Raw genomic sequence first — 17,478 nt, forward strand, 5'->3', positions numbered from 1 at the left:
TGGACGGCGGGCCGTCGCCGTTGACCCCTCGGGGCTCAGCCACGCACGTTCGAGGCCACCAGCGCGTAGTCCTGGTCCAGGGGTTCGTCGTTCCCTGGCACGCCATCGGCGTTCACACCGCGAGCGACCACCCGCACCGTGACCGGCCCGCTCACACCCGGCGGTAGGAACACGTTCTCGAGGTTGTTGCGGGGGTCCGCGGCACCGCCGGCGACGGAGGTGCTGCCGCTGAACACGTTGCCGCGGTAGGTCTGGCCGCCCGCGATGACCTCCAGGTCGAGGTCGTTCACCCACGCGTTGCCGGTGGTGGCGCCGGGGACGTCGGTGAAGGCGAGGCTCACCCGCACGGGTCGCGTGGAGTCGACGACCCGGCCGGACCACGACTCCTCCTGGCCCGCCGCCGTGAACGTCTCGTTGTCAGCCTGGTCGCGCACCACCCGGGCCAGTGACGACTCCGTCAACCGCCCGAGGTTCGGCACACCCCAGCCCTGGCCGGTTGCGGGCAGCGTGCCGCCCGCGCCATCGCCGGTGAGGTAGCGCGGGGTGTTCACCATCAGCGCGCGCAGCATGGCTGGGCTGGCGGTGCGTCCTGGCGCGAGCACGCGCCCGTAGTACTCCTGCGCCAGCGACACCGCACCGGCGACGGCGGGGGCGGCGTGGCTGGTGCCGCTGGACCAGGTGTACCGAGTCTGGCCCCTCGGGTGGTACCGGTTGTCTTGCGCCCCGCAGACACTGGCGCCGTCGAACGAGGGGTCTTGACTGGCCGGACCCTGGACGTGGGTGCCTGCCGCCACCACGTCCGGCTTGGCGCGCCCGTCGCGCGTGGGGCCCAGGGAGGAGAACTTGGCGATGTCCGAGTCGTTGTCTGCGTATCTCACCCCGCAGCCGTCGAGCCGGCCCTGCTCGCGCACGTTCTCGGTCGCTCCGACGGTGAGCACGTTCTTGGCCGTGCCGGGCGACCCGACGGTGTACAGGCCCCCGTCCTCCCCGGCGCCGTCGTTGCCTGCCGAGAAGACGTGCAGCATCTCCTGCGTCCCGGGCGTGAGCATGCTGGCGTCCCGCGTCAGGGCGTCGTACGCCTGCGCGTTTGCGGTGTACGCACCGTAATCGCTCGACCCCCACGAGTTGGTGGTGAGATCGGCACCCTCTGCGAAGGCCCGTTCGACGACCCCCACCGGCGTACCGCCGCAGCTGCTGCGATCGTGGCGGCCATCGAACCGGAAGACCTTGACCCCGGAAAGCCGACCGTACGGGGAGACACCGAGCCCGTACTGGTAGCCGGCCCGGTCCTCGTGCGCCGCGCCCGACCTGACGTTGTAACCGCCGACGATGCCCGCGTCGATCGTGCCGTGACCACTCGTGTCCCGGGCGGCTGGATCGCCAGTGCAGTTGCCGTTGACGACGAGCCGGTCCGGGCTTCCCGACCGCGGCCCGGCGAAGTCGGGATGCCTCGGCGTGTCCGAACCGGTGTCGATCCCGCTGTCGACCACCGCGACCTGGGGATAGCTCGAGGGGGTGGTCGGGAAGCCTCGGTTGCGGAGCCAGGCGAGGTAACCGGGCGCCCTCGGCACGGTCTTGCCCTCTCGCAGGACGACGTTGCCTGCCAGGAGCTGGCTCTGCCTCTCGTCCTGGAGCTCAGGGGCGAGGTACGGCTCGACGTTGAAGACCCCCGGCAAAGACGCGATGTCGTCGAGGTCCGACCGCGAGGTCGTCACGGTCACCGACCGCAGCGCCGCCACGTCGAAGGCGGGCTGCACGACCGTGCGGCCCGCCAGCACGCTCCGCATCGAGGCATCGACGCCCCGCACGACCTGCACCGTCACGTCGACGGTTTCCTCCCCTCCCCCGCGCGCGAGCGGGGCGAGGTCGGGTGAGAGGCGGTACGCCGGGTCGTAGGGCCCGCTGTACTGCACGTGCGGCGTCGTCCGGACCAGCGCGTCGAGGTCTGCCGCCGCGGCGGCGCTCGCCCAGACGATGTAGGCGTTGGTCGGCAGGTAGGCGACGATCTGCGCGCCGGTGCTCGTGATCTCGTCGAGCCAGGGCTGGGTGGCGGGACCGGCGAGCTGGACCAGGCGCAGCTGGTCCCCGCTGCTGACCGGTGCGGCGAGGTAGGCCGGCGGCGGGACGCTTTCGGACGTGTCCAGCGTGCGGTCACGCAGTCCGATGCTCGCCAGCTGCGTCGAGCCGGCGAGAGAGCGGACCCCGGTCAACGGCCCGTCGTCCTCCGCCCGCCAGAGCGAGAAGGCACCGTAGTCGGCGATCTCCTCGGCGCCGGCCGCCTGAGCCGCCCGCAGGCTGCGTCGGTCGCGGACGTCGATGAGGGCCGACGGCTCGTCGCCTGCGCTGATGCCGACCCGACTGGGCCGGTCGGCGCCTGCACCGGGCTCAGGCACCGCTACCGCGACCGGACTCGCCGCCAGGGCGGCCAGGGCGAGGAGGCCGGTCGGCATCGCGATCCGGACCGAGAGGTGGTGACGACCTGCCATGGCCTGGCTCCCTCGTGATCCGGTCCGCGGAGTCGGATCGTACGACGGCAGCTCCGACATGGACATGGCGAAATGGCCGGACCTGTGGCTCCGGCGGACACGCTCGAGTTCTGCCGTGACGTCCCGACGGGCGCGTCCTCGAGCCCGGCGACGAGGAGGCGGCCGACGGTGAGGACGCGCTCGAGGTGCCGGTCCTCGGCGACCTCCGAACCGGTCTCGACCCGGAGCCGTACGACCGCAGCCCCCGCCACCGCGGGCGCTGACGGGGGCTGCGGTCCGGGCGCGCCGTCCTAGCGGCGCACCGTCACCGTGACCGGTTTGCTCCCGGCCGAGCGTCCGATCGCGTTGACGGCCACGACGGTGAAGCTGTGCTTCCCGGGGCGGAGGCCGCGGACGACGAGCTTGGTCGGCGTGGCCGACACCTTCTTCGTGACGTCGCCGGTGGTGACCTCGTACCTCGTGATCGGCGACCCGTTGGCCGCGGGTGCCGTCCAGCGCAGGGTCACGTCGCGTCCGCTCACCGAGGCGGTGGGCTTGTCGACCTGCTCCGGCCTGCCCGCCGGGACCACGGCAGCGCTCGTCGGCGAGGCCGTCGAGCTGCCCACGTCGTTGGTCGCCACGACCCTGAAGCGGTAGGCCGTCCCGTTCCGCAGCCCCGGCACGACGGCCTGGGTGGCCCATCCTCCGACCGTGACGCTCGCGCCACCCGGGGACGCCGTCACCGTGTACCCGGTGATCTCCGCGCCGTTGGTCGCCGGAGCGGCCCAGGTGACCTTCGCGCTCCGGTCACCGCGCGCGGCGGTGGGTCGGCCGACCCGCCCCGGGACCCCCGCGGGCGTCACCGCGTCGGAGGCCTCCGAAGGCGCGGAGTCCCCCGTCGCGTTGGTGGCCACGACGGTGAAGGTGTACGCCGTGCCGTTGTCGAGCCCGGTCACGGTCGCCGAGGTCGCTCCGCCGGCGGTGGACGCGGTGGCCCCGCCCGGCGACGCCGTGACGGTGTACCCGGTCACGTCCTGCCCGAGGACGTCGGCGGGCTCCCAGGAGACGGTCGCCTGCCGGTCACCTCGCGTCGCGGTCGGCTTGTCGACCGCGTTCGGCACGCTGTCGTCGTCGGTAACGGTCACCTCGACGGAGTCGCCGTCACGGAAGCGCACGGCGTCGCTGCTGGCGGTGATGGTGAACGTCTCGGACTCCTCGATCGCGGCGTCGTCGATCAGCGGGACGACGGCGGCCTGCAGGTCGGAGTCGCCCGGTCCCCAGGTCACGGTCACCGGGTCCCCGACGAAGTCCTCCCCTGCCGTCGCGGTGCCGTCGGAAGGGGTGAACGTGACGCTGACGGGATCGTCCGGGTCGCGTCCGCTCAGCGTCACCGGCACCTCGGCGATGCCGGCGCTGGCGCCGGCCCTCTCGGACGCGTCCCGGGGCTGGTCCAGCTCGCCGTTCACGCGGATCGGCTCGCACGCGCTGTACACGGCGGGGAGGGTCTCGAGACTCCAGCTGGCGAGCGACCCGACATCACCGGCCTGCCTGTCGTTGACCTCGAGGCGCCAGACCCCGGCGAGGGGGAGGTCGGCCAGGGCAGCCAGCGGACGCTCGGGACGGAAGCTCCCCGTGAAGGGCGGGGATGCCGCACCGATGGCGGTTGCCGCCGCGTCGTCGAAGACCGTGTCGGTGAAGTTGTCGCCCGAGCCGCCACGGTTGGTGACCAGTGGGACTCGCGTGCCGTCGGGGGCGACCAGCGTGACCGCCAGGTCGGCGTCCCAGGTGTGGGTCATCGACATGCGCACGCGGGCCGAGGCCAGCCCGGCGGTCTCCGTCGAGGGGATGGACACGGTGGAGGTGATCGTCTGCTTGTCGACGATCCACTGCGGCAGGTCCGTCGCGGACCAGGTCGTCGGGGCGCCAGCGGCAGGATCGCCTCCGACCCGGAAGCGCAGGTCCTCGGACACGCTCTGCCCGTCCACCGTGTAGACGTGCCGTAGGACGACGAAGGCACCGCAGCCGGCGTCCCGCGTCACCTGGACCCGGTAGGGCTCGACGTTGCTCCCCGTCTGCCCCCCCGAGATGGGGTCGTAGGTCGACGATCCTCGCCGCACCACCGCGGGTCCCGAGACCACGGTCAGGGTTCCGGCACCTGCCGGGAGGGCCGGCCCCGGCGCAGCCTTGACGGACGCCGTGACGGCACCGACCTCTCCGGGCAGCATGACGGTGTCGGCGTCCGCGCTGTCGGCGAGGACGAGACCGCCGGTGAGCGCGGACGGCTGGTCCACCGGATCACGCAGGTTGGACGCGACGAGGGCGAAGTCCTGGTCGAGCGCTGCGCCGTTGCCCGGGACGCCGTCGCCGTTGATGCCACGGGCCACGACCTTGACGCTCACCGGTCCGCTCGTGCCGGCGGGCAGGAACACGTTCTCGAGGTTGTTGCGGGCGTCGGCGGTCCCACCGGTCGTCGAGGTGCCGCCGCTGAACACGTTGCCGCGGTACGTCGCACCGCCGGCTGTGACCTCGAGGTCGAGGTCGTTGACCCAGGCGTTGCCCGTGGTCGACCCGGGCGTGTCCGTGAAGGCCAGGCTGATGCGCACGGGTCGGCCGGTGTCGGAGACCCGGCCGGTCCAGGTCTGTGCCTCCCCTGCCGCCGCGAAGGTGGCGTTGTCGTCCTGGTCCCGGACCACGCGGGAGAGAGAGGTGTCGGTCAGCTCACCGAGGTCGGGGACGCCCCAGCCCTGACCGGCGGCGGGGAGGTTGCCCCCGGCACCCGCACCGGTGATGTAGCGGGGCGTGTTGACCATCAGCGCACGGAGCATCGCGGGGCTCGCGGTCCGCCCCGGGTCCAGCGTCCGCCCGTAGTACTCCTGCGCCAGCGAGACGGCACCCGCGACAGCGGGCGTGGAGTGGCTGGTGCCACTCGACCAGGTGTAGCGGGTCTGTCCGGCGGGCCGGTACCGGTCGCTGGGCATCGCACAGACCCCGGAGCCGTCGAAGCCGGGATCCTGGCTCGCGGGTCCCTCCACGTGGGTTCCGGCTGCCACCACGTCGGGCTTCATCCGGAGGTCGGTCGTCGGCCCACGGGAGGAGAAGGTGGCCAGGTCGGAGTCGCTGTCGCCGTTGCCCTCGTTGCAACCGTCGATCGTGCCCTGCTCGCGGACGTTCTCGGTCGCGCCGACGGTCAGCACGTTCTTGGCTGTACCGGGCGAGCCGATGGTGCGTGCGCCCGACCCGTCGTTGCCGGCGGAGAAGACGTGCAGCATCTGCTGGAGCCCGGCGGTCGACGCACTGGCGTCGCGGGTCAGCGCGTCGTACGCCTGGGCGTCGGCGTTGTAGGCGCCGTTGACCGGGGCGCCCCACGAGTTCGTCGTCAGGTCGGCACCGCCCGCGAAGGCGTTCTGCACCACTCCGGCGGGCGTCGACCCGCAGCGGCTGATGCTGTAGTTCCCGGCGTTGGTGAAGATCTTGACGCTGGAGAGTCGGCCGTACGGTGAGACGCCCAGCCCGTACTGGTAGCCGTCGGCGTCCTCGTGGGCTGCCCCGGTGTCGGTGTTGTAGCCGCCGACGATCCCGGCGTTGATGGTGCCGTGGCCGCCGACGTCGTTGGCGGCGGCGTCGGTGGTGCAGTTGGCGTTGGTCGCCAGGCGGTCCGTGCCGCCCGTCCCGGGTCCGACGAAGTCGGGGTGCACAGGGGTGTCGGAGCCGGTGTCGAAACCGCCGTCGACGACGGCGACCTGCGGGTAGCTCGACGGAGAGGTCGGGAACCCACGACTCTCGAGCCACTGCTCGTAGCCGGGGGCTGTCGGGACCGTCTTCCCGTTCTGGGTGGTGACGTTGCCGGCGAGCAGCTGGTTCTGCCGCTCGTCGTCCATCTCGGGGGCGACGTAGGGCTCGACGTTGAACACCCCCGGGAGGGAGGCAAGATCGTCGAGGTCGGACCTGGTCGCAGAGACGGTGACCGCGCGCAGCCCCGCCGCGTCGAACTCCGGTCGCACCACCTCGCGACCGGCGAGCACCGTCCGCAGGCTGGCGCCGTCCTCGGGAACGACCTGCACCGTCACGTCGACGGTCTGATCGCCGCCCCGACGGGTGGCGGTGAGCAGATCCGGCGCGAGTCGGTACGCCGGGTCGTAGGGCCCGCTGTACTGCACGTACGAGGTCGTGCGGACGAGCTTGTCGAGATCGGCCGCCGCGTCGGTGTCTGCCCACACGACGTAGGCGTTCGTCGGGAGGAAGCTGACGGTCTCCGCGCCGGTCGCCGTCACGTCGTCGAGCCACGCCTGCGTGGCCGGACCGGCGAACTGGACGATCCGCAGCTGCTGGCCGGTCACGCTCGGTGCTGCGAGGTACGACGGCGCCGGGACGTTCTCGGAGGTGTCCAGGGTGCGGTCCCGCAGGCCGATGCTCGTCAGCGCCCCCGGCGGAGTGACCGAGCTGACGCCCGTCAGCGGCTCGTCGCCCGTCGCCTGCCACAGGGAGAAGGTGCCGTAGTCAGCGATCTTCTCCGCCCCGGCCAAGCGGGCAGCCTTCAGGCTGCGCCGGTCGGTCGCGTCGATGAGCGCGGAGGCCTCCTCCCCACCGCTGATCCCGGTCCGGCTGGGGGTCTCCCCCGGGTCCGGCGCCGCGACGGCCGAGGGCACAGCGGCCACCGCCCCCAGTCCCAGGATCCCGGCCAACAGGCCGACCGATGCGGTGGAACGCAGACGACGCGTCACGTGGTGCCCCCTCTGTCACGCCGCCCACGACGGGCACGCACACGGGCGGGAATCTAGGTCGTCCGCACCTCAATCAACCCGCGATGTTGGCTCAAGATCGACTCAACTTTGGCCACCTCATGGGTCCCCCGTTCATGCACCACCTCGAGAACGTCCACGTCGCCTCCGACCGCGACCTGATCGACGCCCGCTTCCCGGTGCAGTACGTCGTGCGCCCGAAGTCGGACGCCCACCACGACTACCGCGGCTTCGGCGGCCAGGTCGCCGACGGCGTCCTCAAGCCGGGCGACGAGGTCGTCGTCCTGCCCTCGGGCATGACCTCGACCATCGAGGGCATCGACCTGTTCGACACCGAGGTCCCCGAGGCCTTCCCGCCGATGTCGGTCACGGTTCGTCTTACCGACGACGTCGACGTCTCCCGCGGCGACATGATCGCCCGGGTCAACAACGCGCCGAAGCCCAGCCAGGACATCGACGCGATGGTCCGTTGGATGACCACCGCCCCGCTCAAGCCGCGTCAGAAGCTCGCGATCAAGCACACGACGCGCACGGGCCGGGCCCTGGTGAAGGACATCCACTACCGCCTCGACGTCAACACGCTGCACCGTGACCAGGAGACCAAGGAGCTCGGGGTCAACGAGATCGGCCGCGTCCAGCTGCGCACCACCGTGCCGCTGCTCGCCGACCCCTACTCGAAGAACCGCACCACCGGCTCCTTCATCCTCATCGACGAGGCCACCGGCGTCACCGTCAGCGCGGGCCTCACGCCCCGGAGCGACGGCCACATCCAGGAAAACGAGCCCCGCCGTCTCCGCCCGCGCCGGAGTTGGCGGGCCATCGACACCCGGCCCCGACGACGCTCAGGCCGCTGCCTCCGTTGCAGGACGCTGCGCGATGTTGCTCCGGACCCGGTCCCGGATCGGTCGCTCGACGAACTTGTAACTGGCAGCGGCCAGCGCGAACGGCAGCACGAGCTGGATGGCCATCCGGGGAAGAACGGGGGCGACCATCTCGCTGGCGAAGAAGATGACCGGAAAGTGCCAGAGATATAGGCTGTACGAGGTCGCCGAGCCACACGGCAGGCCGGACTGAGGTGACCCTAGACAGCACGGTCACTCTGTCGATGAGGCCGAGAAGCAGGACCGCGGCGGCGACGTCGAAGGCCGTCACCCCATACCGCCAGACCAGCGGATCTCGGCTTGTGGCTAGCACCATCCCTGCTCCCAAGCACGCGGCGACCACGATCGGTAGCCACCCTGAAATCTTGGCACCGATCCGGCCGTGCGACCGGATCAGAAGTGCACCAGTAGCAGCGCCGGCCATTAGGCCTGCCGCTCGGGTGTCTGTGGCGTAATAGACGCGGTTCCACCAGTCACCTGAGTCGTTGACCAAGGCCCAGCGGGCAACCGCGCTCGCCCCAAAGCCTGCGCTCGCGCTGACGGCGACACCGGTCGCGCCCACCTGCGGCCAGCGAGGACGCCGATGATCGGCCAGACGAGGTAGTACTGTTCCTCGATCGTCAGGGACCAGACATGGTGGATCGCCGCGTAGTCGAACCCCAGTACGGCGCTGCCCCAGTTGGCGATGTAGGCCAGGGACAGCACAGCCCCGGTGGCGGTCTTTGCTTGGGCCGTGTCGGTCAGGAACGCGAACGCCGTGCACACGAGAACGGTGAGAGTCAGTGCAGGTGCGAGAGGACTGACCCGGCGCCAATAGAAGGACCGCAGGCTCACCGTCCCGCGCTCGACTTCCGTCAATAGTAGCGCAGTGATGAGGAACCCGGAGAGAACGAAGAAGAGCTCGACGCCGAGCCAGCCACCGTGAAGTCGCCCGAGGTGGAACGCGGAGACTGCAAGCACCGTAATGCCGCAGAGCCCTTGCAGCGCGGGTTGCTGTCGCAGCCGCCAGCCTGTCTCAGGCATGTTCACTCGCGGGTCAGTGTCGCTTGCGGTAGGCGGAGCGGATCTGCCGCCGCAGTGGCTCCTCGTACTTCTGAAAGACGAGGACCGAGAATCCGATGACGGTGGGCCACACCAACAGGTCCCCGACTAGACCGCCGTCGAAGAGTCGGTCGAGCCAGGCGTAGATCGCGCCCTGAAAGATGTAGATGCCGTAGCTGGCGCCGCCGAGGAGGACGAACGCCCGCGAGCCCAGGAGGCGCGTGACTGAGCCCTCGCTGGATGCGGCGACGAAGATGACTAGCCCAAACAGGACTGCGGCGGAAGCGCGGACGAACTCGTTGTCGGTTGCTGCCAGCACGACGACAGTCGCAGCGGCGGTACCCAGCAAAACACCGTTGCCAAAACGCCAAGCGCGGCAGAAGTACAGATGTGCCAGCAGCATCCCGCTGATGAACTCAGGCACACGCAGCAGCGCGAACGGGACCAGTTCGAGCGCCGGATGCACAAACTCGATAACGCCGGGTTCGGGAAAGGTTCTCGGCAGACGCAGGCCGACCATAAGCATCCAGGTCACGACGAGCGCGACGCCCAGCGCTTTCGGCCCTAGGCGTCGGGTGACCAGCACCAGGGCGGGGAAGAGCAAGTAGAACAGCGCCTCTACCGACAGCGACCATGCGAGGCCATTCCACGGCGTCCCCCCGAACATAGCGGTCGGCAGCCAAGACTGCACCAGCAACAGGCTCCCTGCCGCCCACTCCAAGCTCGCGGACGGCAGGAACAGCGGCAGCGCAATCAGCAGCGAGAGGTAGTAGACCGGTACAATGCGCGCCACGCGGCCAACGCCGAAGTCGGTCAGAGTGCGCTGGTCCCACCGGGTGCGGGAATAAGTATAGGTGAGGATGAACCCCGACAAGATGAAGAAGAAACTCACGCCGAGCTGACCGCCCCGCAGGAAGTTCACGACCGGTTCGGGCGCACCCGCGCCCACAACGACTGACGACCCAGCGTGGAGCAGAAGCACGTAGAGGGCCGCGAACAGCCGCAGCGAAGTCAGAAGATCCAAGGCCGGCGGACGGCTAGCGTCCGTCGGACCTACAACCTGTCTTGTGCCAGCTTGCTGTCTTGTGCCAGCTTGCGCGCCATTGCCTAGCGACCGTCCCCATGTCACCGGAGCAACCTATGTCGGGCCGCACCCAGATAGCCACCTGCACCTCTGCAAGCCGCCCCACATCGCCCCATGCCACTAGTGCGGCTTCTGCGCTGTCCGAATCGCCCCGGGACTGGTGGAGGCTCCCAACCGACGGAGGGTCAGGGTCATGGAAGCACCTGGAAGTACCGTGACGAGTTGCGTGAGCGAGCCTCTCGGATGGCGGTAAGGCTGCGCGCCGATCCGGCGACGAAGCGGGGACCGACCGCTCGGGCGGCCTTGAAACTGGGGGATCCATCCCAAGAAGTTGCGCAGTTGGGTCCGGCAGGCCGAGGTGGACGGTGGTATGCGGCCGGGTAGGACCGTGAGTGACGCACAGAGGCTGGCCGAGCTCGAGCATGAGGTCCGCAAGTTGCGGCGGGCCAACCACATCTTCAAGACGGCCTCGGCTTTCTTCGCGGCCAAGCTTGAGCGCCCGACCCGCGGGTTGTCGCCTACCTCGACGCCCATCGCCACGATGTGGTCGATGGGCGCGAGGTCGGGTAAGGCCGATCTGAGCCGTAATCAAGCACGCCGTCGTCACGATCGCCCTGAGTAGCTACTGCGCCGCCATGACCAGTCGATCCTCGCCACGCGCGGTGCGCGACGCCGAACTGATCGCCACGAGATCCAGTTCTCGCCCCCAAGCTAACCCCGGATGTCTACGGCGCCCCGGACGGTCCATCCTGAGCTCAACCGCCAGGGCATTCGGGGCCGCGCGCTGCACGATCGAGCGGCAAGTGCGTGTCGAGGGGCTGCGTGGGATCGCGCGGGAGCGGACCCGCGAGACCACCATGGGCGACGGCGCCGAGACCGAACGGCTAGAGGACCTGGTCGCCCGGAAGCTCGCGGCGACCGCATCGAACTAGCTGTGTGTGGCCGACTTGACCCTACGTTCCGCGCCCGTGCCGGCTGGACCTACGTCGCGTTCGTCCTCGTTGTCTTCAACCGGATAATCGTAGGCTGGGCGGCCTCCACCAGCCTGCGCACGCATCTCGCCTGGGACACCCTCGACATGGGGCTGCGGGCCCGCAGCGCGCCGGCCCCGACGTCACCGGTTTGGTTCATCACAGTGACCGCGGAGTCCAGGATCGAGCGATTGGCTGCACCGAGCGGCTCGCCGAAGCTGAGGCCTTTAATCCGTCGGATTTAGCCGAATCTCCCACGACAGCGCTACGACCGAGGAGCTCAACTCGCTGTTCGACGCCGAGTGCATCCACCACCGGTCATGGCATCCCACAGAGGCTGGAGGTCAGTCGGCGGCGCGAGGATTGCCGTTGCCGAGTAGATCGACTGGTTCCCCACAGAGGCGCCTTCACGGCGAGATCGGCCTCGTCCGACCCGCCGAGATCGACACCAACCACCAGGCCCCAGTCGGCCCAGTTCACTACCCTAAGACACCTGCCCAGGCTCGGGCTGATCAAACGAAATCAAGCCTCCATGAACGCCGGGGCGATTCAAATTGACACTAGGCTTCTTTGCGGTCGGACGTCTCAGCGGGCCTAATCCCACCATCGACTGGCCGTGTCGGAATACTCGATTGACACCGGCTCTATCATTGCCTTCATGACCACACGACGCCGCGCCTTTGAAGCCGCCGTCGCTCTGCCCTCTGGCCGACGCCTACTATCGTTCTCGCGAGCGTTTGAACTTCGACGAATGGGCGAACCATCGACACGCGTGCAGTTCGACCTTCAGTCAGGCGGCTGGATCCACGAGGCAGATGGCGAGACGCAAGTTCTTGCGGAGCCGCGCGGCCCGGGCATCGTGGGCATCCGAAACTTTACTCAACACGCTTTTCTCCGAGACTACGATCTCAAGCGCGGAGATGTGGTGATGGACGTCGGCGCTGGCGTCGGGACCGAGACCATTCCGTTCGCACATGCTGTCGGAGCGACAGGTCTTGTGGTAGCGCTCGAGGCACACCCAGCCACCTTCACGCTGCTCAAGCGCGCAGTTGATCTCAACAACCTGCGTCATGTGCGATTGCACAATGCCGCCGCGACAGAGACCGTCGGCGCGGTCTCGTTCACCGACGTCGGGGCTGACCAGAACCACGTCAATCGCGTTGGATCAGGACCACTGAGCGTGGAGGGCGTCCCGTTGGCGCACGTGTTCGAGAAGGTCGAGGTCGAGCACGTCGACTTTCTCAAGATGAACATCGAGGGTGCGGAGTTGTCCGCGCTGCTGGGACTAGGACGTCACATCGGTCAGGTACGCCACATGGCGGTCAGTTGCCACGATTTCCTGGCGGATCAGACCGGTGACAACAGCTACCGCACAAAGGCGCAAGTCAAGGAGCTGCTCAAGGACGAGCGCTTCAGCATCAAAACCTTCGACGACGATCGTCACGACTGGGCCCGTGACTACGTCTTCGCGACGAACCGCTCTTGCTCGACCTAACCCCATCCCCCCGAGCCAGCTAGCAGGTCAGCGCCATTGCGGACCTGCTGACGAAATTCGGCCCAGGTCGGCAGTCTCCGGTCCCGGGCCCCACGGCGCAGGTGACTCAAGAGTTCACGTGACTCGGCGAGCTCGCTCAGACTGGTCACGAGGCCCTCTAGGTCACCGGCCTCCACAAAGATCGCGTTCTCGCCGTCCTGAGCGATGTCGGGGGCACCGGAGTTCGCGGTGGCGATGATCGGAAGTCCGGCGCGAAGCGCCTCCGCGTAGACGAGTCCGAAGCCCTCGACCAACGAGGGCATCACGAAGGCGTCGTGACTGGCGAAAACGCGGTCCATCGCCCCTGCTTCCACCCGCATGAGAGACACGTTGTCGGGCAAGGGTTGAAGCCATGTTGGGACTTCCGATCTGCTTACGATGGTTAATTCAACAAGGCCGCTGAGTCGACGTGCCGCCTCGAAGAGCCAGTGCGGGCCTTTCCGATAGGCGAGTTGACCTATCCACAGCAATCTCAAGGGCCGGCCGGTCGACCGCGACTGCCAGGATGATCGCCTAGGTGCCGTCGCGATTCGGTCTGATCCGTAGACGGCTTGCCGCACACGCTCACTGTCGACTCCCAGATCCTGAAGTCCTCGCTTCGTGAACTGAGAGGCAACCAGGAATCCGTCTGCCTTCTTCAGCGACGCCTCCTCGGTTTCGAGGTCGTGAACCGAGAACCTCTCCTCGCCCTCCATTCCCGCGTCGATTCCCGATCGCTCCCGATCAGCCTTCAGAATCGACCGGACCTGGCGCGCGACGGGGTGAACCTGGAACACGAACGCCGGGGAACTCCTGCCCGCTCGCTCATGGATCTGCTGGAATCCCCGCCAGTAGTAGCTGTAGACAACGGCTGGCCCGATCACCTTCCGAGCGGCCGCTCGACCTATCGCCGCGTCGTAATCCCACCGATCGAAAAATGGCTTGTGAAGCGGCAGTGACGCCCAGTGGATCCTGATGACATCCTTGCTGGGGATCTGTTCGTGCGAGCGACGTAACAGCTTGCTGCGGGCCCTGGAAGGCACGAGCCAAGAGTCAAGGAACTCAGGTCGGTAGAAATCCGTAACCAATGAGTCGAGTCGGCCCATCTCGGCAAACGCCGCTGGAACCTCGTAATGGTCCCTCGACCCACGGAAGACGCAGCTGAAGTTCAACGGGGCCGTATTTCCAGAGTTGCCCATGTCATCCCATCCTTCTCCGGCAGACGGTCTCATAAAAGGGCACGAGTTGCTTCTTGGTGGCCTCGATATCGGCCCGCTCCCGGACCAACTGCTTGTTGACAGTGGCGGCTTGCGCCCTCAAGAGCGGACTCCGCACAGCACGCAGCAGCGCCGCTGCGATCTGCTCGACATCCTCACTGTCCGCCATCAAGCCGTTCGCTCCGGGCGTGATCCACTCGCGAATTGACTCCAAGCCACTGACCACAGGGAAAGTGCCCGCGCGCATCGCCTCGAGCAGCGTGTTAGGGGTCCCGTCGTGGGTGGTCAGCGACACCGAGACGTCACTGGCTGCGAAGAGTTCCTCCATCCGCCTCGGTTCAAGGGCTTGCAGCAGGTGAATTCTTCCCCCATGGGCCATCCGCTCAATGGCTTCGCGTGCGGGTGCGTGGCCTTGCAGCCCCACCAGGATTGCGTGGACGTTCGGCTCGGCTCCCATCACCCGCTCGAGGCCTTCCAGGAACTGCGGAATCCGCACGTACTCACGAACCCCACGTGGGTTCACGACCACGACCGCATCATTTGGAATGCCGAGCTCACGACGCAGGCCCACCCCCGTCACGTCCGGGTCCACCACGGTCGGCAGGCCACCCGAACCGGGCGCGACCAGCGTGGGCAGATCGCCGTCGAACCCCCAGGCCTCCGCCAGCCGGATGTCGCGTCGACAGTCGGCGTGGAGGCCATCAACCCGCGTCATCGCGTGGCGCGTCGCTCTCCTGAACACGACGCTCCGGTTCGCATGGAGGGTGAAGTCGTTCCCCCAGACGGAGGCGACCATCGGAACACCGGTCCTCGTACGGGCCATTGCCATCGCTTCGAGCGGGATCCTCAACGCGTGCACGACGTCGGGCGCCTGGGCTCTGACGATCGACGAGAGATACGGACTGCCTGCCCGAGCGACAAGCGGATTCAGTCCTCGCAGCCGATTGAGAGACCCGCGGCCCCGTCCCCTGTCGCTGTTCACCTCAGTGGTCTGCATCCCGGCAGAACCTCTCTGGCCTCGGCCACGAACACGAGCGAGCCCGAGCTGCGCGAGGGCTTCCAGCCCGAGCGGTGCCGTGAACGTCTCGACGCCCAGGCTGCGATATCCGGGGCGGCTGGAAACGGCGACGACGTCGATGCCTGCGTCGACGGCCATGGTGACCCACGCGCGGGCAATTGGGCTTCGCAGGTCGGCCAGGTATAGCACCTTCACAGCACCGCGCCTGCCTGACGATAGATCTCAGGCAACATCACAGCTTGGCCCTCGGTCGACCGGTGCTGGCGAATCCAAGTCGAGACTCCTCGTGACAGAGCGTTGTAGTCCGATTCGCTCAGGTTGAGCACCATCCCCAATGTCTGGGATAGTTCGTCGACCATCTTCTCGGTCACGAGGTGCTCGTAGGAGGGGGGAACCATCTCGACCGTCCCGCCGACGTCATACGAGACCACGGGCACACCCATCGCCTGCGCTTCCATCAGGACCGTCGGAGCTGCGTCAGAAATGCCGGCCACTGTTTGGGTCGGCAGCACCAAGCAGGTCGCCGTCGCCAGCATTGCTCTGACCTGATCCCGTTCCAGGGACCCTTCGAGGTTGATGTGGTCTTGAGACCGCGTGCGCTCCTGCAGCTCCGCCAGCAACGGGCCTCGACCGACGACACTCAGTCGATGCGGCACGTCGTGCTGCAGACTTATCGATGCTTCGACGGCGTCTCTGACGCCCTTCAACTCCGTCAGATGCCCGACAAAGACGATGTGCCGGGCCGAGAGTCGGGATGACGAACTTGTCGACGTCGACCAGTATTCAGTGTCGATACCGAGGTAGTGGGTCCGTATCCGATCGCGGGAGACACCCACCGACTCCAGCCACGCTCCTATGTAGTTGCTAACGGCAAGAAACATGCTGCTGTCGTCCACCACGCGATGACAGTCATCGGCAAGCCAGCGCTCTCGGGCCGACCGCCCCGTCCCGACCAGGATGGGCTCCTGCGCGTGGACCGTGGTGACCAGCGGGACAGACCCTGAGCGCGCTGCGTCCGCGGCGAAACCACCCAGTGCCATGAAGTGAAGGTGAACGACATCAGGGTGCCACTGCCGCACTGATTGACTGAGTCGACGTCGCGTCAGGCGATACGCACGCCGCCGCACGCTGAAGGGCAGCGGAACCGCGGAGAACGGCCGATGGACACCCAGGGTCCGTGGCGGTTCCGCTGCCCGAAGAGCGTACGTGAATGTCCTGACCTGATGATGGCGCGCAAGATTTGATCTGTGCGCGAGCACGAATCGCTTCTCAGGGATTGTCAGGTTCGCCGTCGCAAGAGCGATCCTTCCGGAACTATCCGATGCCATGGTCAGTCCGACCGAACCTCTCCGCCGCGATGGCGACGCAATAACAGGAGGGAACAGAGAACAGCGACGTAAGCCGTGGTGGAGACGATCGCTGCACCCAGCATCCCTGCGTACAGAATTGCTGGCACCACCAAGACCACGGTCAGGGCGGCACCGACCAGTTGCGCCGCCGCCAGTGAGGCCACCCTTCCCTCGCCCTTTGCCTCCGCGGTGAAGGCTGCAGCAGCGACCAACGCCACTGCACCCGGCAGCAGCAACCACAGCGGCTTCGTGGCTGCCGCGAACTCACGGCCGTAGATCGCGGAGATGACGGGGCTCGCTGTCAAGCCGATCCCCAGGGCCAGCAGCGATGTTGCTGCGGTCGAGGCGATACATGCACGAACGATCTGCTTGCGGCTGAGGGAGCCCGCCGCGAAGCGCGGGAAGAGGATCTGCTCGATCGACGTCCCGACCAGCATGATCACGGAGACCACCGAGGCGGCGACGCTGTAGATCCCCAGCATCGCGGGGGCTGCAACGGCACCCATCACGAGTTGATCGAGACGCTGGTTGGCCATGTTGGGGAGATTGGCGGCGACGAGTAAGCGCCCGTATCGACGCATCACCGCTGGATCAACGTCCGAACCACCAGCACCAGCTGCGTCCGGGGCCGGCGTCACGAGCCGAGCGACGAGGACCGTCAGCAGGTTCGCCCCCAGGAGGCCTACCACCGCGGTCAGCACACTTAGCTCGGACGCCAGGGCCAGTCCGGCGATCGCAACGAGGTAGCCAAGCGCGGGTGTCAACCTGATGGCGTTCCAACGACCGAAGTCCTGCGCTGCCCGCACCGGGACCATCGTCATCTGGATCAGAACACTCAGGGGCGGCAGTGATCCAAGCGCCACCACGATCATCACGCGCGGGAGCCAATCGAACTCGGCGCTCAGCAAGAAGGTGATGGCACAGGTCGCACTGGCCCCAAGCGCACTCTGGACGACGAGTGATGTGCGGAGCGATCGCACCAGCGCGCGAGCACGACCGAGGTCCCCCTCTGCCTTCTGGATGACGGCCTCCTCCAGGCCCAGTGTGGACAGGGCCGCGATGAGGAGTGCCCACATCGAGAGGGCGAGAAGCTGTCCGCGACCCTCCGGCGCGAGAAGCCTGGCAATGACCACGCCGCCGACGAGGCCCGCCATCACGATGGCCATGCTCGTGACGAACGTCGTACTCAAGCTCCGGAGG

Annotated in this window: 11 protein-coding genes; 3 read left to right on the forward strand and 8 right to left on the reverse strand. The window is 67.9% G+C overall.

Annotation, left to right across the window (positions count from 1 at the left end; all coding sequences use genetic code 11):
- Positions 1–35: 35 nt before the first annotated feature.
- Positions 36–2,552, reverse strand: a complete 2,517-nt coding sequence (locus tag Q0858_RS20250; protein WP_299058174.1) for a S8 family serine peptidase — start codon at positions 2,550–2,552, stop codon at positions 36–38.
- 224 nt (positions 2,553–2,776) lie between these two features.
- On the reverse strand, positions 2,777–7,186 hold the full coding sequence (locus Q0858_RS20255; RefSeq protein WP_299058175.1) for a S8 family serine peptidase: 4,410 nt from the start codon (positions 7,184–7,186) through the stop codon (positions 2,777–2,779).
- Here Q0858_RS20255 and Q0858_RS20260 point away from each other — a divergent pair.
- Entirely contained in the window at positions 7,159–8,238 is a 1,080-nt protein-coding gene (locus tag Q0858_RS20260; protein ID WP_299058176.1) for a hypothetical protein, read from the forward strand. The two genes, Q0858_RS20255 and Q0858_RS20260, sit on opposite strands and share 28 nt — an antisense overlap.
- Positions 8,239–8,508: 270 nt before the next feature.
- Here Q0858_RS20260 and Q0858_RS20265 read toward each other — a convergent pair whose 3' ends face one another.
- The gene (locus Q0858_RS20265; RefSeq protein WP_299058239.1) at positions 8,509–9,108 is read right to left on the reverse strand and encodes an acyltransferase; all 600 of its coding nucleotides are present in this window, start codon (positions 9,106–9,108) and stop codon (positions 8,509–8,511) included.
- A gap of 13 nt (positions 9,109–9,121) precedes the next feature.
- Positions 9,122–10,255 (reverse strand): acyltransferase, encoded by a 1,134-nt coding sequence (locus Q0858_RS20270; protein WP_299058177.1) that lies wholly within the window; start codon positions 10,253–10,255, stop codon positions 9,122–9,124.
- 271 nt (positions 10,256–10,526) lie between these two features.
- Between Q0858_RS20270 and Q0858_RS21565 the strand changes: the two genes are divergently transcribed.
- Both Q0858_RS21565 and Q0858_RS20275 read left to right on the forward strand, forming a co-directional pair.
- Positions 10,527–10,832: a transposase gene (locus Q0858_RS21565; protein WP_366916034.1), complete on the forward strand. Its 306-nt coding sequence runs from the start codon at positions 10,527–10,529 to the stop codon at positions 10,830–10,832.
- Between the two features lie 1,007 nt (positions 10,833–11,839).
- The gene (locus tag Q0858_RS20275; protein ID WP_299058178.1) at positions 11,840–12,676 is read left to right on the forward strand and encodes an FkbM family methyltransferase; all 837 of its coding nucleotides are present in this window, start codon (positions 11,840–11,842) and stop codon (positions 12,674–12,676) included.
- Here the strand turns inward: Q0858_RS20275 and Q0858_RS20280 are convergent.
- From Q0858_RS20280 to Q0858_RS20295, 4 genes are read right to left on the reverse strand one after another with little or no spacing between them, the layout of a single operon-like run.
- Positions 12,673–13,893, reverse strand: coding sequence for a glycosyltransferase family 4 protein (locus tag Q0858_RS20280; RefSeq protein WP_299058179.1), 1,221 nt, complete (start codon positions 13,891–13,893; stop codon positions 12,673–12,675). The two genes, Q0858_RS20275 and Q0858_RS20280, sit on opposite strands and share 4 nt — an antisense overlap.
- A 1-nt stretch (position 13,894) precedes the next feature.
- Positions 13,895–15,124: a glycosyltransferase gene (locus Q0858_RS20285; RefSeq protein WP_299058180.1), complete on the reverse strand. Its 1,230-nt coding sequence runs from the start codon at positions 15,122–15,124 to the stop codon at positions 13,895–13,897.
- Positions 15,121–16,257 carry a glycosyltransferase family 4 protein gene (locus Q0858_RS20290; RefSeq protein WP_299058181.1) on the reverse strand — a complete coding sequence of 379 codons (1,137 nt, stop codon included), beginning with the start codon at positions 16,255–16,257 and terminating at the stop codon, positions 15,121–15,123. The genes Q0858_RS20285 and Q0858_RS20290 overlap by 4 nt, the downstream gene beginning before the upstream one ends.
- 2 nt (positions 16,258–16,259) lie before the next feature.
- A complete protein-coding gene (locus tag Q0858_RS20295; protein WP_299058182.1) occupies positions 16,260–17,444 on the reverse strand; it encodes an oligosaccharide flippase family protein in 1,185 nt (394 codons plus the stop codon).
- Positions 17,445–17,478 lie beyond the last annotated feature (34 nt).

Origin of the sequence: uncultured Nocardioides sp. (genome assembly GCF_947489365.1) — a bacterium.
Lineage (GTDB): Bacteria > Actinomycetota > Actinomycetes > Propionibacteriales > Nocardioidaceae > Nocardioides.

What these genes read in the sequence shown, in the direction of transcription:
- Q0858_RS20250 (WP_299058174.1), bottom strand. Translation starts at nt 2,552, where the DNA reads ATGTCCATGTCGGAGCTGCCGTCGTACGATCCGACTCCGCGGACCGGA.
- Q0858_RS20260 (WP_299058176.1), top strand. Translation starts at nt 7,159, where the DNA reads ATGCGGTGGAACGCAGACGACGCGTCACGTGGTGCCCCCTCTGTCACG.
- Q0858_RS20265 (WP_299058239.1), bottom strand. Translation starts at nt 9,108, where the DNA reads ATGCCTGAGACAGGCTGGCGGCTGCGACAGCAACCCGCGCTGCAAGGG.
- Q0858_RS20275 (WP_299058178.1), top strand. Translation starts at nt 11,840, where the DNA reads ATGACCACACGACGCCGCGCCTTTGAAGCCGCCGTCGCTCTGCCCTCT.
- Q0858_RS20280 (WP_299058179.1), bottom strand. Translation starts at nt 13,893, where the DNA reads ATGGGCAACTCTGGAAATACGGCCCCGTTGAACTTCAGCTGCGTCTTC.
- Q0858_RS20290 (WP_299058181.1), bottom strand. Translation starts at nt 16,257, where the DNA reads ATGGCATCGGATAGTTCCGGAAGGATCGCTCTTGCGACGGCGAACCTG.
- Q0858_RS20295 (WP_299058182.1), bottom strand. Translation starts at nt 17,444, where the DNA reads ATGGCCATCGTGATGGCGGGCCTCGTCGGCGGCGTGGTCATTGCCAGG.